Source organism: Algoriphagus halophilus (assembly GCF_041729275.1).
In the GTDB taxonomy this organism is placed as follows: domain Bacteria; phylum Bacteroidota; class Bacteroidia; order Cytophagales; family Cyclobacteriaceae; genus Algoriphagus; species Algoriphagus halophilus_A.
The window spans coordinates 3,903,433-3,916,409 of the sequence record NZ_CP146486.1 but is presented as its reverse complement, the minus strand read 5'-3'; the positions used below and the strand labels follow the sequence as shown (position 1 = coordinate 3,916,409).

Genomic DNA, 12,977 nt, shown 5'->3' with positions numbered 1-12,977 from the left:
CTGCCGAAGGTAGGTGGTCAGTAGGCAGTGGTCACAAAAAACAAGTTTCTAATCAGTTTTAGGATTGATCAAATAGGAAGGTGGGTAGTGTGTGAGGAAGAGATTAAGAGAAGAGAGATTCAAAGAGAGAACGGCAATTTTAAAAAAAGATAGGCCTGCGGGCAGATAGGTCTCCCATTGGTCGACTAGATTGGAGTCTAAATTAGCCCCTTTGCCAACCTTTGAGGTTTTGAAAACCTCGATGGTTTAGTTTTTAAGCCAAGTATTCCAATTCAAAATCAAACGATAGAATATTCAATTCTTTTAAATGGAATTGATGGTATGAATATCCAAGGTCCCAATTTGACCATCAACCCATGGATGAAACCATGGGCATTAGATCAGCCCTAATTCACCTATAAATTGCATAAACATAGCCTCGGGTTTTAACCCGGGGCGAAGATTAGTATGATATCCCCATGATCATAGGAATGGCTTCAGCCATTTCAGCCTCCCTTATCAAGACCGTTTTTTATTATAAATTCTTCGTATTTCTTCTGGAACGAAATCTTTTGATGATGATTCTTCTGATTTCGAATGTATATATAAACCCTCTCCATAATGGATGCTGAAACAGAATATGCTGCATAACCGGTTTGCCATGCAAATTTCTCTGGGATCAAATCTTTTTGATTTATAAAATGAGAGCTGCTTCCTTTGATTTGCTTAATTACTTCAGAAATTGATTTCTGGGGATTGAGTAAAAATAACGCGTGAACGTGATCAAGCATTCCGTTTATAATCCGAACAGGACAACCCAGTTCTCGGAACTGATCTGATATAAAAGAATGAATTGCTTTTTCTATAGAAGGCGAAATTAATCCTCTTCTTTCCTTGGTGGCCCAAATAGCATGAATCCAAACATTATGAATAGAATGTGACATTTCAAAAATTTAAAAACCAAAAATTCAAACCATTAAAATGGTTTTTCTCATGGCTCGATATGAACATCAACCCACGGTTGAAACCGTGGGCAATGAATCAAATTCCTCTTATTTATCCCAAAACCTAAAAATCATCGTGCTTTTCAGGCCCCATTGATTTGTGAATGTTACCATGAAAAAGTTAAAATCCTTTGAATCTGTTTCGACATTATAATTCTCACAGAACAGATAAGTCGATTAATAATCCTGGGTACCAGAAAAACTATTTTAATCCAAACTGAAATCATCTTTAAGGTTCATAGAAATAAACCGCCGGGATAATCAGCACTGCATTGTATACTCCATGGAACAAAATAGCCCAAATCATGCCGTGTTTCAGCCGGATATAGCTTAATACCAATCCCACCCAAATTTGGATGGCTACCAAAAATGGAATGTAAAAGAAGTGTTGGCTAAAATCAAAATTCTTGAAATTAGTAATATGCATTAAACCGAATAATGCAGCCGATACATATACCACAAGTCTTTGAGGAGGGGGATTATGATTACTAACCGAAACCAGCAAATAGATCATATATCCAATAAAAATTAATGGAAACCATAATACACTCGCAAGCAGAAGTGATAGTATCAAGCTCCACCAAATGGAGGATTTCTTTAAATCCAAGTGAAGCCTAAAAATGGGTTCTTCTATAATAGGAGCGATTACTACTCCTAAAACGCCAAACAACCATTTGTTTTCCTTAAACAAATCCATCAAGCCATTTTCAAACTGATCCATTCCCATCCATTCTAATAGGAGTCCATAAGGAACCACGAACAGGATAACCAGGAACAACAGTCCAAAAAAGTCATAAAAAGATATGGGCTGAAAAGAAGCGGCTTTTTCAGGATGGATTATAAAATCCCTCAGTGAGTAAAAAATCTTCATATAGGTATTTAAAAATATTTCTTAAACTAAGGATTAAGGAGACAAATACCCAAAATTTTTAATAAATCCATTCAAAAAAATGAAGTAGACTATTAAGGAATGAATAAATTTAGAAAATACCAGTTAGATCCAATAAAGACCTTTTTAGAGAAAGAATTAGCTACTATTCTTTAACAAAGAAATTATAAATACATTTAATATTACTATAAAAATTAAGCTCCCCCGAAAAATTGGGCCAGTCAAAAGTTTACTTTTCACCCGATAAGCGAAGCGTAAGCGAATACTCCAAGTGTTCAAGACCAAAGGCGAGCGGTTGGCTTGGGCCAACCGGTCTTGAGCCGCTTCCGCATTCACTTTTGCGCATGCTTAACGGTTTGAAAAGCAAAAGATATGTTCATTTTAAGTTCTTTCAATAAGTCAACGGGGAGTCCGATATCCAAGTGCCTCATGGGGCCTTTCCCGGTTATAATCTTCCATCCATTCCATCGCTTTTTCCCTGACCTCATCCAGAGAATTAAATACATTGGAGCTAAGCAAGTCTTTTCCGACCGATCCGTTACAGCGTTCCACATAGCCGTTTTTGCATCGGCTTGCCCGGCTGGATAAAGACCAGCTCTGTTCTTCTCCTTACACCAGTGATCCAACAGACGGAGATAAACTCCAGGTCCATTGTCCACGCGGATCATTTTGGGGAGGCCCCGGACCAGCTCAACAAACTCCAACACTCGGATACCCATATTGTAGCCGAAGTGAAAAATCCACTTCCATAGCCAGCATTTCCCGGTTATAGTCATCCAGAATGTTAGAACCCGAAAGCCTGCCGCTCCAAAGGCTATCGCTCATGAAGTCGATAGACCAGACTTGGTTGATCGATTCCGGCCTGTATAGGGCCTGTTTAATCCTGCCGGTAGCCGCTTGTGTCTGCGTCTGATGTTCAGTCCCATGGCAGAATAGATCCGGTAGACCTTTTTATGGTTCCATAGATGGCCTTTTTCTGCGAAGCCGGTAATGGGACTGCCAAAAGCCAATGGCAGGGTGTTTGGCTACCAAGTTCTTCCAGCGCCTGGATCACGGGCATATCGTTTTTTGGTTTGGGGTGATACTGGAAAGTACTTCGGGGCACACTAAGCGTTTTACACGCCTGACGTTGGCTCACCTGACAAACTTTTCTCGACCATGAACTGAACCAGCATGCCTTTTTCGTCAGGCGTCGAGCTTTTGCCACCAGACCTTGAGAGCCTCATGCACCAGACTCCAGATCGGCAAACATCCGCTTTAGCAATTCTCTTCCTGAAGTCCTTTCCAGCTTTTGACCTCACTGGCTTCCATTCCGCCATAACGCTGCTTCCATTTATAAAAAGCGGTGTGTTCGTTTCACGACAGATTTCTTCTACTTTCTTGCCGGCCTCATGAGCTTTGATCGCTTTGACGATCTGCGTTTCTGTGAATCTCGATTTTTTCATAATAATCCATTTAAAGTTGATAATTTCAATTCAACTTTCAAATGGCCGACTTTTAGGGAAGCTTACAAAAAGACTAAAAGATTCTAAAAGTATTTACACGAGAAGAAATCTAATGCAAAATAAGCTTTCCAATAATCAGGAAAAAAAGTATGACACGAAAAAATATACAACATCTAAAACGCAAAATACTTGGAAGTATACTTTAAAAATATTTTTTTTAATAAAAACATATTAACAAAAGTATAGAAACAATATTTTTTTGACCTTCAGTTACAAAAACCTTGAGAAACAAATTACAAATAAATTTGAAGAGACTAATAAAAGTAAAATATAGTTTATAAAAAAAATCCATCACAATTTTTATTTTAGAATTAGATTTAACAATAATACAGTAAAGTTATGAAGAACATGTAGAATTATAGAATAAACCAAACCATATTTCCATCTAATCCTACAATAAATTAAGCCATTAACAAAATAAGGAATAACTGAAAAAAATAAACAAATAATAAAATCAGACGAATAATTAGAGCCCATATGTAAAAATGAAAAAACTAAAGAGGCCAAAATTGAATATGTCAAAATATCTTTAGAAATAATACCTGTAAAACAGTTTATCAATTTTGAATTAATGAATATAATACTAACCCCAATAATTACCATAATGAGATAAATCCATATATTCAACATCATAAAATAATTAATAAACTCGATAATTAAAATTATAATAAAAAAGAAAACCCTAATCTTTCTAAATTTTTATCATTCGTTAAAAAAGCTCTAAAACCAAATTCTTCAATAATCGGGAACAATAAACCTATTAGAAAAAATGACTCTATGATATTCCAAAATTTAAAACTTTTAAAGTAAACAACATTTTCTTTCATTAGAAAACCATATTCAACTAACTTATTGTTCACAATAAAAAATATAGTAAAAATAAAAAACCCTAAAAAATAAAAAAACAACAATCGTTTACACATATTATGAAATAATCAATAAACTAAATTATTAATAAATAAAATTGAAACATTAATTAATATGTGCAAAAAAATCGAGAGAAATAAACCACCTTTATACCTGACAAAAGAAAGAAATAATGCGCCAGGAAAATAGCAAATTACCGATAATAATATACTTATCTTCTCTGAATCATGCGAAATATTACTATAATGAACTACTGAAAATAAAATAGAACTAAAAAAACATAATAGAAAAATTAAAAAATTTGAGATGGCTTTTTCGTTCAAATGTTTATAAATATTCAAATAAAATATTACACCAAAGATCAAGTACAGTATTAATACGTATAAAATAAAGTTTTTTAAAATAATCAAACAAAAAATCATTTGAGGAACAATAAAAACCAATTGATCCTTTCTCCCACTCAAGTATCCTCTAAACAAAAACTCTTCAACTATTGGAACCAGTAATATAATTACAAAAATATCAAAATAACCATAATCAAAAAAATTACTATCAAACCCTTCCACCCCATATCTAATCATTATTGGGTCAGAAATTAAATAAGTATATAAAACCAAAATCACAAATAGAATAAACAATTTAATCAAAAAATGATAATTTAGTCTATCCTTCAACTCAATCTTAAAAAAGTTTGATTGAGAAAATTCAGATTTATTTAACTTTTGTCTCCTTATCAATTCAATAAAAACATTTTTAATAATATAAAAAGGAATTGGCTAGAGAATACTCTAGCCAAAAAAATCAAGGACATTTCGTAACTTCAGCAATAATGTACCCTGATGATGTTGCAGTAGGATTTATAGGCCCTCCACTCCCTAAATAGCCATACATGAAATGACCAATATATCTCCAAGCACAACCTACATCATATGAAAAACCTCCTCCAGTTATTTCTATTGAGTCTTTTAAATTTAATTCTTTCATATCTATCTTAATTTTATTCACAATCATTTTTGATTTCATACTCACCTTTAAGTCCTGCTTTAAAATTATCCCAATCATTAATTATCGCAATAGTAGTGGCTGCAATTAATCCTGCACCCACTGTTGCCCAAAAACCAAGTCCTCCTGAAATCTCTTTAATCTCATCAATACTCAACTCTTTAAACTTTTCCATAATAGTAAGAATTTAAAATTCTCAACCTTTCCCGGGCGTTGACCTTTCCCAAACCAGTAAAATCAAAAAGTTTTTAGCTAGCATATCTCTTATTCACTGATCTTATAACTAATTTAATAATATTCAGTGCTTAAAAACAGCACAGATAATTATTTTTTATCGTCTTTCCTCCAAAAACTTCTTGTTGATTTTTAATATTCAGTACTTCAAACTTGAATGCAATTTCTAACCTTTGTTCACTCGAATAAATAAAACTTCCAACCTTTCTTGAAAACCTGATTTTTAACCCATGATCTTCCATGTACTCTAAATAGACATATAGCTGCCTTCGGCTTATTCCAAGTCTTTTCGCAAGTTCATCCGGGCTCCCTGTTCTCTGCTCGTGAATTAATTTGTTTAGGATTTGAATACGCTCTATTTGTTTAATAAACTCCATGGTTTTCTTTTTAAAATGACTCTTTCTATTTCATTATTTCGAGTTGTTTCTTTATCATTTGAAAATATTTACCTTCTTTAGCTATTAGCTCGTTAGGAGTTCCTGACTCAACTAATTCGCCTTTTTCCAGAACAAATAGCTTATCAAATCCTTTAACTGTAGCTATCCTATGGGTGATTACAATGACAGTTTTACCTCGGTCAGCAAGTGATCGAATGAATTCTTGCACAAAATTTTCTGCTCCATTATCCAAAGATGCTGTTGCCTCATCCAAGATTAATATTTCTGGATCACGGTATAATGCTCGTGCGATTGCAATTCTTTGTTTTTGTCCCCCTGAAAGAGAAGCTCCATTTTCACCTAAGTAAGTGCCAAAACCATTTGGAAGTGATTCAATAAACTCCATCATTCCAAGATGATTACATATTTGTACTACTCTCTGCATATCAGGATGGTAATCTCCCAAGGCCACATTTTCGATAATATTTCCGGCAAATAGATCTACTCTTTGTGGTACAACAGACACTAGTAATCGGAGGCTCGAATTATCAATGAACTTAATATCATTTTCACCTATGTAAATATTCCCTGAATTAAGTGGGTAAATATTTTGTAAAAGAGAAACCAAAGTACTTTTGCCAGATCCGCTTTCACCAACAACTCCAGAAATTTTCCCTTTGGGGAATACTAGAGAAAGGTTTTTGAAAACTGTCACTCTTGATCCATATCGAAAAGAAACATTTTTGAAAATAATGTCTCCCAAATCCTCCTTTTTCAAAGGAAAAGTCTTTTCTGAGCTATCAACCTCTAAATCCATTATTTCAAATAATCGATCAGAGGCAATCAACGCATTTTGTATTATTTTATTCATTCCTATAATACTAGAAATGGGACCTGTTAAATAGCCAGTTAATGCATAGAATGACATTAATTCTCCAGGAGTAATTTGATTTTTCAAAACATATCCTGCCCCCACCCATAAAAGAATAATGGTAAAAATTTTGGACACAGAATCGGAGGAAACTCCTGTAAATAAATTATTTAACCCCGAATGATATACTGTCTGAAGAAGGTTTACAAACTTGGTCTCAGTTTTAATATTTGCATGGCTTTCTGCTCCAAATCTTTTAATTGTCCCAGCAGCTGTAATAGATTCTACAAGTTGTGATTCTAATTCAGCTGAATCCTCCATAAGTTTTCTTTCTACCTTTCTATTCAATTTGTTTGCTACAATATAAATTACTGTATAGAGGGGAACCAGAGCCAACATAATCAAGGCTAATTTCCAGTAAAAAGTAAACATCAAGGCAAATGAAAAAACGACAATAAATACATTTACTATAAAACCAATTGCTACATCATTAATAAATGCTCTAATTTTAACAGCATCATTTACCCGAGAGATTATTTCCCCTACTCGCATAGTATCAAAAAATCGTTGAGGAAGGCTTAGCAAATGTTTGTAATACCCCAAAATTAAACGCGCATCGATTCGTTGCCCTACTTTTAAAATAAATAGACTTTTAACACTCCCTATCACTATTTGGATTATTAAAAGTATAATCATAGTGACAGATAATAAGTTGAGTAGATTTAAATTCCTTCCTATGAAAACATGATCAATAATTTTTTGGACATAGATCGATGTTGAAAGACCTAACACGGTATATAAAACAGCCCCTATTAAAGATTGAATCATAATAGTTCTATGGGGCTTTATCAAAAACCAAAACCTACTCCAAGCACCTACCTTATGACAAGCTTCCATAAATCCTTGATTTGGCATAAGTAAGATTAACACACCAGTCCAAATCCCCTTAAAATCCTCCTTGGAAACCTTATGGATTTTACCATCTCCTGGATCCATATATTCTATAGACCTATTTGATACTTTATATAATACCACAAAGTGATGCAGCTTTTTTTACTATAACATGAGCTATTATGGGTAATGGAACATCCTTTATTGCTTCTAACTCTCCTCTGACTCCCTTTGCAGAAAATCCCATTTTATTTGCCGCCTCTATTAACCCTAAGATATTAGTACCTTTTTGATCCGTAGAAGCCATTTGACGGATTCTGGAAACAGGGATTTCTAGCTTGTAATAAGAAGCTACAGAAGCCAAGCAAGCAGCACCGCAGTCAGTCACATCTCGTTGTTTAATTTTTATGCCCATAGTTCAAAAATTAAAAGGATCTAGTTAACCATTGGGTTAAGCCAATCATCTACTTGGTCATATAACAATTGGAATAATGATCGATTAGCAACTACATATCTAGAATTAAATGTCATTCCTTTTTTAATTTTTGCTTGCTGACCACTTGGTAGTTTTAAAAAATCTGAATCTAAAGTACAAGTGACCATATAGGCCGCCCTACTTTCATTTAGCAATGTCAAATCATCTGAAATAGAATTAACACTTCCTTTTAGTACTCCCCATTCATTATAGTTATAGGCATCAACTTGAAATATTACTTCCTGACCTTTTTTAATAAATCCAATATCTGTTGGGGAGATAAAAGTCACTGCCATTAAGGTAGAGTCTGGAGAGATTTCTGCCAGTTTTTGATTTGGGTAAACAAAATCACCAATACTTAAATTGGAAACATTTAAAAGTGCACCAGAGACTCCTGCTACAATTTCATATTGATCTAATTCTTCCTTTGCAATTTCAAACTGGTTTTTCAACTGGTTTTTCTCATCCGAATACCTCCTTAGCTCTTGTTCCCATTCATTAAACTGGTTCTTTTGGATAAGTTCAAGCTGTGACTCAGCCTGTCTATATTGAACTTCTATTTCATCATAATCTACAAAAGCAATGGACTTATTTTCATAGAGAATTTTAGCCCTTTCAAAATCTCTTTTACGCTTTTTAAGCACTAAATCCTGATTTTGAATTTGTGTTTTGAATTTCAAATAAGAGGTTTGGTATATGCTTGTATTTAATTTGACATTAACAAGATTAGAAGCTGTTCCTAAGTCCAAAAGAAAATTGAGATCTTCAATAAAAGCATTTACTTCTGAAATTCTTTCTTCAAATCTATTCATCTGAAGGTCAATTTTATCCCCTCGAATAATAGCTAATACATCGCCTTTCTTTACTTTCTTATTCTCAAACATAGCTGAAAATTCCAGCCTTCCATTTACCGTAGTTATTACTGAATTCCTTTGAAAAGAAGATTGGAATGTTCCTCTTGATTGAATCGAAACATCAACAAAAACAAATGGAAGAGCCAGGAAAATTGAAATGATCAGGCATAGTAATATCACATATATCAATTGTGATTTGACACTGATTTTTGAATCATAAACCTCAATTGAGTTATGTATTATACTTTCGGGAAAAAGTCTTGTGTCCATCTTAAAAAAGTTTTAAAACCCGAATCAATAACTTGAAGAAATCACTTTTTTAGATTCTTCTTAAAAACAATATTTTCAAATATTCTTTGCCTCTCTCTTTAAATTAAGAATTCCTAAAACTTTAAATTAAAAGGATCATTTAAAGAACATTTTCAAACTTGTCTTACATAAAAACCTTCTCTTGAAAGAATATCCTTCTTAACATTATGAGTAGATTTACCATTTACAAAATAAGCTATACAGCAGCATCAAACTAATTTTAACACCGTTAAACTAATATTACAATAACTATAATTTTTAGTTAATAATCAATACTAAAACCAATTAAAAATCTGATTATTTTTCATTTATTTAATTAAACTTCCGTAAAAAGTCATAAAACAGTTAGATAAATGAAAATCAAATACAGAAAAAAGAATTTTGATTTAAAAAAAACAAAATCAATCCCCCGGATAATTCCGTTTCCTTGATAGCACCACCCTATTTTTCAAATCCTAGAGACATCCCCATCCCCTATTTACAACCTTTGACCCCAACACAGAGAGCTGCTTCTAAGCAGGAATTCCCCAAAATCCTTATCTTAATACAAACAAGCCAAACCACCTACAAATCAATCGCTTCGAATCAGCTATTTAGTAATAGCTAAAATCTTTTATGCTTAGCTATACCTACATCTTCGCCCATGATCCTGTTCTTTAAAAAAATCCGACATCAATTGCTTACGAATGGAAACACCGGAAAATACCTGAAATATGCCCTGGGTGAAATTGTGCTGGTGATGATAGGCATTCTGCTGGCCCTACAGGTGAATAATTGGAATCAGGACAGACTTAACCAGCAACTGAAGCAATCTTATATAGAAAACTTATTGGTGGATTTGCAAAAGGACATGCTCGCCATCGAAGAACAAAAGGAGATCAATACCTATACAGAACAAGAGGGGCAATACTTGGAAGCGTTTTTGGCTGATCAACTCACGGAAATAGATACTTTCCGGCTTACCCGCTCTATTATCATGACGGCATTCATTCCTAATCCCACCATTACCAACTCCACCTATAATGACCTGATCAATAGCAACCATTTTCACTTATTTCAAGATGCTCAGTTAAAAAGGCTATTGGACGACTATTACATCCCTAACAATTGGGCACTGCTATTTAATGAACGAATTCTTCAAACTGCCTGGTTTGATTACCGGGATGAAATGGTGAAATTCCATAGCCCATTGTTGTATCGGGATTTTTATGAGTTGGAAGATCCCGTGGAACTGGGTTATTCTCCAAAATACCAGATCGATTGGAAAGGCATCCAGCAGAATGCGTATTTAAAAACCCAAGTGGGAATGATTGTGGCCCCAAAAAGTTAGACACTTATTGGGGGCATTTTTATGCGAAAAAAAACACAAAACACAATTTTGAATTCAAACTTCGGGTAGTCCAAGAAGTTATCCATCACCGACACTCTATTAGTAGTATCTCAGAAAAAGAGTGTATCGATCATTCCTAAGTCAGACGTTGGGAAGCTTTTTACAGAAAGTTTGGAGCAGAAGGGCTGATGCCTATTTCTAGCCACTACACTGCAGACTTTAGGTTGGGGGTTGTTAGAACACTAAAGGTCGAATCCTTATCATTACTTCAAGCCTGTCTACGTTTCAAGGTTCCTAGCCAATCTATCGTACTCAACTGGATTCGGATTTACGATGCTTAGGGACCGGAAGGGTTGAAGGCGCTACGTAAAGGAAGACCTATCAAGATGCCTAGAAAGCCAAAACGTCCACTCACCCGAGAAGAGCAGCTTCTGGAAGAACTAGCTAGTCTGAAAGCCAAAAATGCTTATTTAAAAAGCTTCATGCCTTAGTTCAATCCGAAAAACAGAAAGAAGAAAAGCGCAAATCATCCAGGAACTAAGGCGCGGGCATGCGTTGAAGGAACTCCTCAAGCATGCTCGGATGGCGCGGAGCACCTTTTATTACCATCTCAAACAACTCCAGAAAATGGATAAGTACGCGACGGTCAAATTGGAGATTCGTAGTATTTATAAACAGAATAAAGGACGGTACGATTTCCGAAGAATCCGGGATGAACTTCAAAACTGGGGGTATACGATCAATCACAAGACTGTCTACTCCTTGATGTGCGAAATGGGTTTAAAAAATATTATTCGGGTTAAAAAGTATGTCTCCTACCGAGGAGAGCAGGGTAGAATAGCTGAAAATCTCCTTAACAGAGACTTTAAAGCTTACCGACCTGAACAGAAGTGGTTGACTGATATAACCGAGTTCAAAGTCCATGACAGAAAGCTTTATCTCTCTCCCATGATGGACCTGTATAATCGAGTGTTTATTTCCTTTACTCTTGCCGATAGACCTACTCTACAACCGGTCTTGGACATGGTCAAAAAGGCAACTGAGAAAAGACAAAAGATCTCAAACCTGGTGATCCAATCTGATCAGGGATGGCACTACCAATGCCCACAATACCAATGCCTGCTCCAGGAAAAAGGAATCAGGTTCAGAATGTCCAGAAAAGGAAACTACCAGGATAAAGCTGTTATCGAAAACTTCTTCGGAACGCTAAAGTCGGAATTATTTTACCTCAAAAAATATCAATCGATTCAAGAGCTTAAAAATGAAATCACCGAATACATTCATTATTATAATAACCACAGAATAAAATCAAGCTAAAACAGAAAAAGCCCGGTGCAATACCGAGCTTCTTCTCTAAAATTAAACCATTCTTAAACCGTCCAACTTTTGGGGGCTAGTTCAGAATCGGATGGATTATCCGATAGAGATTCTCTTGAAGGCAGAAACTGTCAAACCTTTGCTTACGCTGTCAAGGTATTGAGCAATAGTTTTGCTGCTATCTTTAACGAATACTTGGCTCAACAAAGTATTTTCTTTGTAGAACTTGTTCAATTTACCCATCGCAATTTTCTCAAGCATTTCTTCAGGCTTACCTTCAGCTCTAGCTTGCTCTTTACCTACTTCGATTTCTCTTTCGACAACAGAGGCATCTACTCCGTCTTTATCCAAGGCAACTGGGTTCATTGCAGCAATCTGCATAGAAACGTCTTTTCCAGCTTCTTCAACATCAGCACCAGAAGTGTTAACCAATCCTACCAATACACCTAATTTACCGTTAGAGTGAATGTAAGGAACTACTGCTTCAGCAGTGATCACCTCGTAATTAGAGATTTCGATTTTCTCACCGATTTTACCAGTCATCTCAACGATTTTCTCAGCAACAGTGATGTTTTCGAAAGGTAATGCATGGATTTCTTCGATAGAAGAAGCTCCAGCTGCAACAGCCATGTCAAGAAGTGTGTTAGCGAAAGCAACATACTCTTCGTTTTTGGCAACGAAGTCAGTTTCGCAAGTCAAAGAAAGCAAAGTTCCTTTAGTTCCGTCTTCGGATACGTTTGTTACAACTACACCTTCTTTAGTTTCACGATCAGCTCTAGAAGCTGATACTTTTTGACCTTTTTTTCTAAGGATGTCCACAGCTTTTTCAAAATCGCCTTCAGCTTCAGTCAAAGCTTTCTTGCAATCCATCATACCGGCACCGGTCATTTGTCTCAGTTTATTTACTTCTTGTGCAGTAATTGCCATTGTATTATCGGTTTAAATAGTAAACAGAATATTTTTATTGGAGAACCTTTCCTTACAAGAAGGGCGAAGGTTGTATTATTAATGTTTGACGATTAGATTGACTCTAATTGTCTTTTAAACAAAAAATTGAACATAGGCCGAAGCCA

Annotated in this window: 14 protein-coding genes and 1 pseudogene; 3 read left to right on the top strand and 12 right to left on the bottom strand. The window is 35.0% G+C overall.

The window, feature by feature from the left end:
* Positions 1-485 precede the first annotated feature (485 nt).
* From tnpA to V8V91_RS20950, 11 genes and pseudogenes are all read right to left on the bottom strand, one after another.
* Positions 486-923 carry an IS200/IS605 family transposase gene (gene tnpA / locus V8V91_RS21000; protein WP_373397055.1) on the bottom strand — a complete coding sequence of 146 codons (438 nt, stop codon included), beginning with the start codon at positions 921-923 and terminating at the stop codon, positions 486-488.
* A 289-nt stretch (positions 924-1,212) separates the two neighbouring features.
* Positions 1,213-1,854, bottom strand: a complete 642-nt coding sequence (locus V8V91_RS20995; RefSeq protein WP_373397054.1) for a type II CAAX prenyl endopeptidase Rce1 family protein — start codon at positions 1,852-1,854, stop codon at positions 1,213-1,215.
* Between the two features lie 417 nt (positions 1,855-2,271).
* On the bottom strand, positions 2,272-2,424 hold the full coding sequence (locus V8V91_RS20990; protein WP_373397053.1) for an integrase core domain-containing protein: 153 nt from the start codon (positions 2,422-2,424) through the stop codon (positions 2,272-2,274).
* Between the two features lie 364 nt (positions 2,425-2,788).
* A complete protein-coding gene (locus V8V91_RS20985; RefSeq protein WP_373397052.1) occupies positions 2,789-2,932 on the bottom strand; it encodes a hypothetical protein in 144 nt (47 codons plus the stop codon).
* A gap of 55 nt (positions 2,933-2,987) precedes the next feature.
* Complete coding sequence (locus V8V91_RS20980) at positions 2,988-3,317, bottom strand: transposase (protein ID WP_373397050.1); 330 nt, start codon at positions 3,315-3,317, stop codon at positions 2,988-2,990.
* 995 nt (positions 3,318-4,312) lie between these two features.
* Positions 4,313-4,825 carry a type II CAAX prenyl endopeptidase Rce1 family protein gene (locus V8V91_RS20975; protein WP_373397049.1) on the bottom strand — a complete coding sequence of 171 codons (513 nt, stop codon included), beginning with the start codon at positions 4,823-4,825 and terminating at the stop codon, positions 4,313-4,315.
* A gap of 220 nt (positions 4,826-5,045) precedes the next feature.
* Positions 5,046-5,255: a hypothetical protein gene (locus V8V91_RS20970; protein ID WP_373397048.1), complete on the bottom strand. Its 210-nt coding sequence runs from the start codon at positions 5,253-5,255 to the stop codon at positions 5,046-5,048.
* Entirely contained in the window at positions 5,242-5,421 is a 180-nt protein-coding gene (locus V8V91_RS20965; RefSeq protein ID WP_373397047.1) for a hypothetical protein, read from the bottom strand. Before V8V91_RS20965 ends, V8V91_RS20970 begins: the two co-directional genes overlap by 14 nt.
* A 130-nt stretch (positions 5,422-5,551) precedes the next feature.
* The gene (locus V8V91_RS20960; protein WP_373397046.1) at positions 5,552-5,857 is read right to left on the bottom strand and encodes an HTH domain-containing protein; all 306 of its coding nucleotides are present in this window, start codon (positions 5,855-5,857) and stop codon (positions 5,552-5,554) included.
* 25 nt (positions 5,858-5,882) lie between these two features.
* Positions 5,883-8,034, bottom strand: a pseudogene (locus tag V8V91_RS20955) (peptidase domain-containing ABC transporter).
* 20 nt (positions 8,035-8,054) lie between these two features.
* Positions 8,055-8,978: an HlyD family secretion protein gene (locus V8V91_RS20950; protein ID WP_373397045.1), complete on the bottom strand. Its 924-nt coding sequence runs from the start codon at positions 8,976-8,978 to the stop codon at positions 8,055-8,057.
* A 955-nt stretch (positions 8,979-9,933) separates the two neighbouring features.
* Between V8V91_RS20950 and V8V91_RS20945 the strand changes: the two genes are divergently transcribed.
* The 3 genes from V8V91_RS20945 to V8V91_RS20935 all read left to right on the top strand — a co-directional run bounded on the left by V8V91_RS20945 (position 9,934) and on the right by V8V91_RS20935 (position 11,904).
* A complete protein-coding gene (locus V8V91_RS20945; protein ID WP_373397044.1) occupies positions 9,934-10,587 on the top strand; it encodes a DUF6090 family protein in 654 nt (217 codons plus the stop codon).
* 353 nt (positions 10,588-10,940) lie between these two features.
* Positions 10,941-11,078, top strand: coding sequence for a hypothetical protein (locus V8V91_RS20940; protein ID WP_373397043.1), 138 nt, complete (start codon positions 10,941-10,943; stop codon positions 11,076-11,078).
* A gap of 4 nt (positions 11,079-11,082) precedes the next feature.
* Positions 11,083-11,904 carry an IS3 family transposase gene (locus V8V91_RS20935; protein WP_373400771.1) on the top strand — a complete coding sequence of 274 codons (822 nt, stop codon included), beginning with the start codon at positions 11,083-11,085 and terminating at the stop codon, positions 11,902-11,904.
* A gap of 96 nt (positions 11,905-12,000) precedes the next feature.
* On the opposite strand, the gene tsf is transcribed toward V8V91_RS20935, so the two are convergent.
* Entirely contained in the window at positions 12,001-12,831 is an 831-nt protein-coding gene (tsf, locus tag V8V91_RS20930) for a translation elongation factor Ts (protein WP_074222891.1), read from the bottom strand.
* Positions 12,832-12,977 lie beyond the last annotated feature (146 nt).

Bases quoted from the DNA above. Each gene is read 5' to 3' on its own strand.
- tnpA (WP_373397055.1), bottom strand. From the start codon at position 923: ATGTCACATTCTATTCATAATGTTTGGATTCATGCTATTTGGGCCACC.
- V8V91_RS20995 (WP_373397054.1), bottom strand. From the start codon at position 1,854: ATGAAGATTTTTTACTCACTGAGGGATTTTATAATCCATCCTGAAAAA.
- V8V91_RS20985 (WP_373397052.1), bottom strand. From the start codon at position 2,932: ATGCCCGTGATCCAGGCGCTGGAAGAACTTGGTAGCCAAACACCCTGC.
- V8V91_RS20980 (WP_373397050.1), bottom strand. From the start codon at position 3,317: ATGAAAAAATCGAGATTCACAGAAACGCAGATCGTCAAAGCGATCAAA.
- V8V91_RS20975 (WP_373397049.1), bottom strand. From the start codon at position 4,825: ATGATTAGATATGGGGTGGAAGGGTTTGATAGTAATTTTTTTGATTAT.
- V8V91_RS20970 (WP_373397048.1), bottom strand. From the start codon at position 5,255: ATGATTGTGAATAAAATTAAGATAGATATGAAAGAATTAAATTTAAAA.
- V8V91_RS20965 (WP_373397047.1), bottom strand. From the start codon at position 5,421: ATGGAAAAGTTTAAAGAGTTGAGTATTGATGAGATTAAAGAGATTTCA.
- V8V91_RS20960 (WP_373397046.1), bottom strand. From the start codon at position 5,857: ATGGAGTTTATTAAACAAATAGAGCGTATTCAAATCCTAAACAAATTA.
- V8V91_RS20950 (WP_373397045.1), bottom strand. From the start codon at position 8,978: ATGTTTGAGAATAAGAAAGTAAAGAAAGGCGATGTATTAGCTATTATT.
- tsf (WP_074222891.1), bottom strand. From the start codon at position 12,831: ATGGCAATTACTGCACAAGAAGTAAATAAACTGAGACAAATGACCGGT.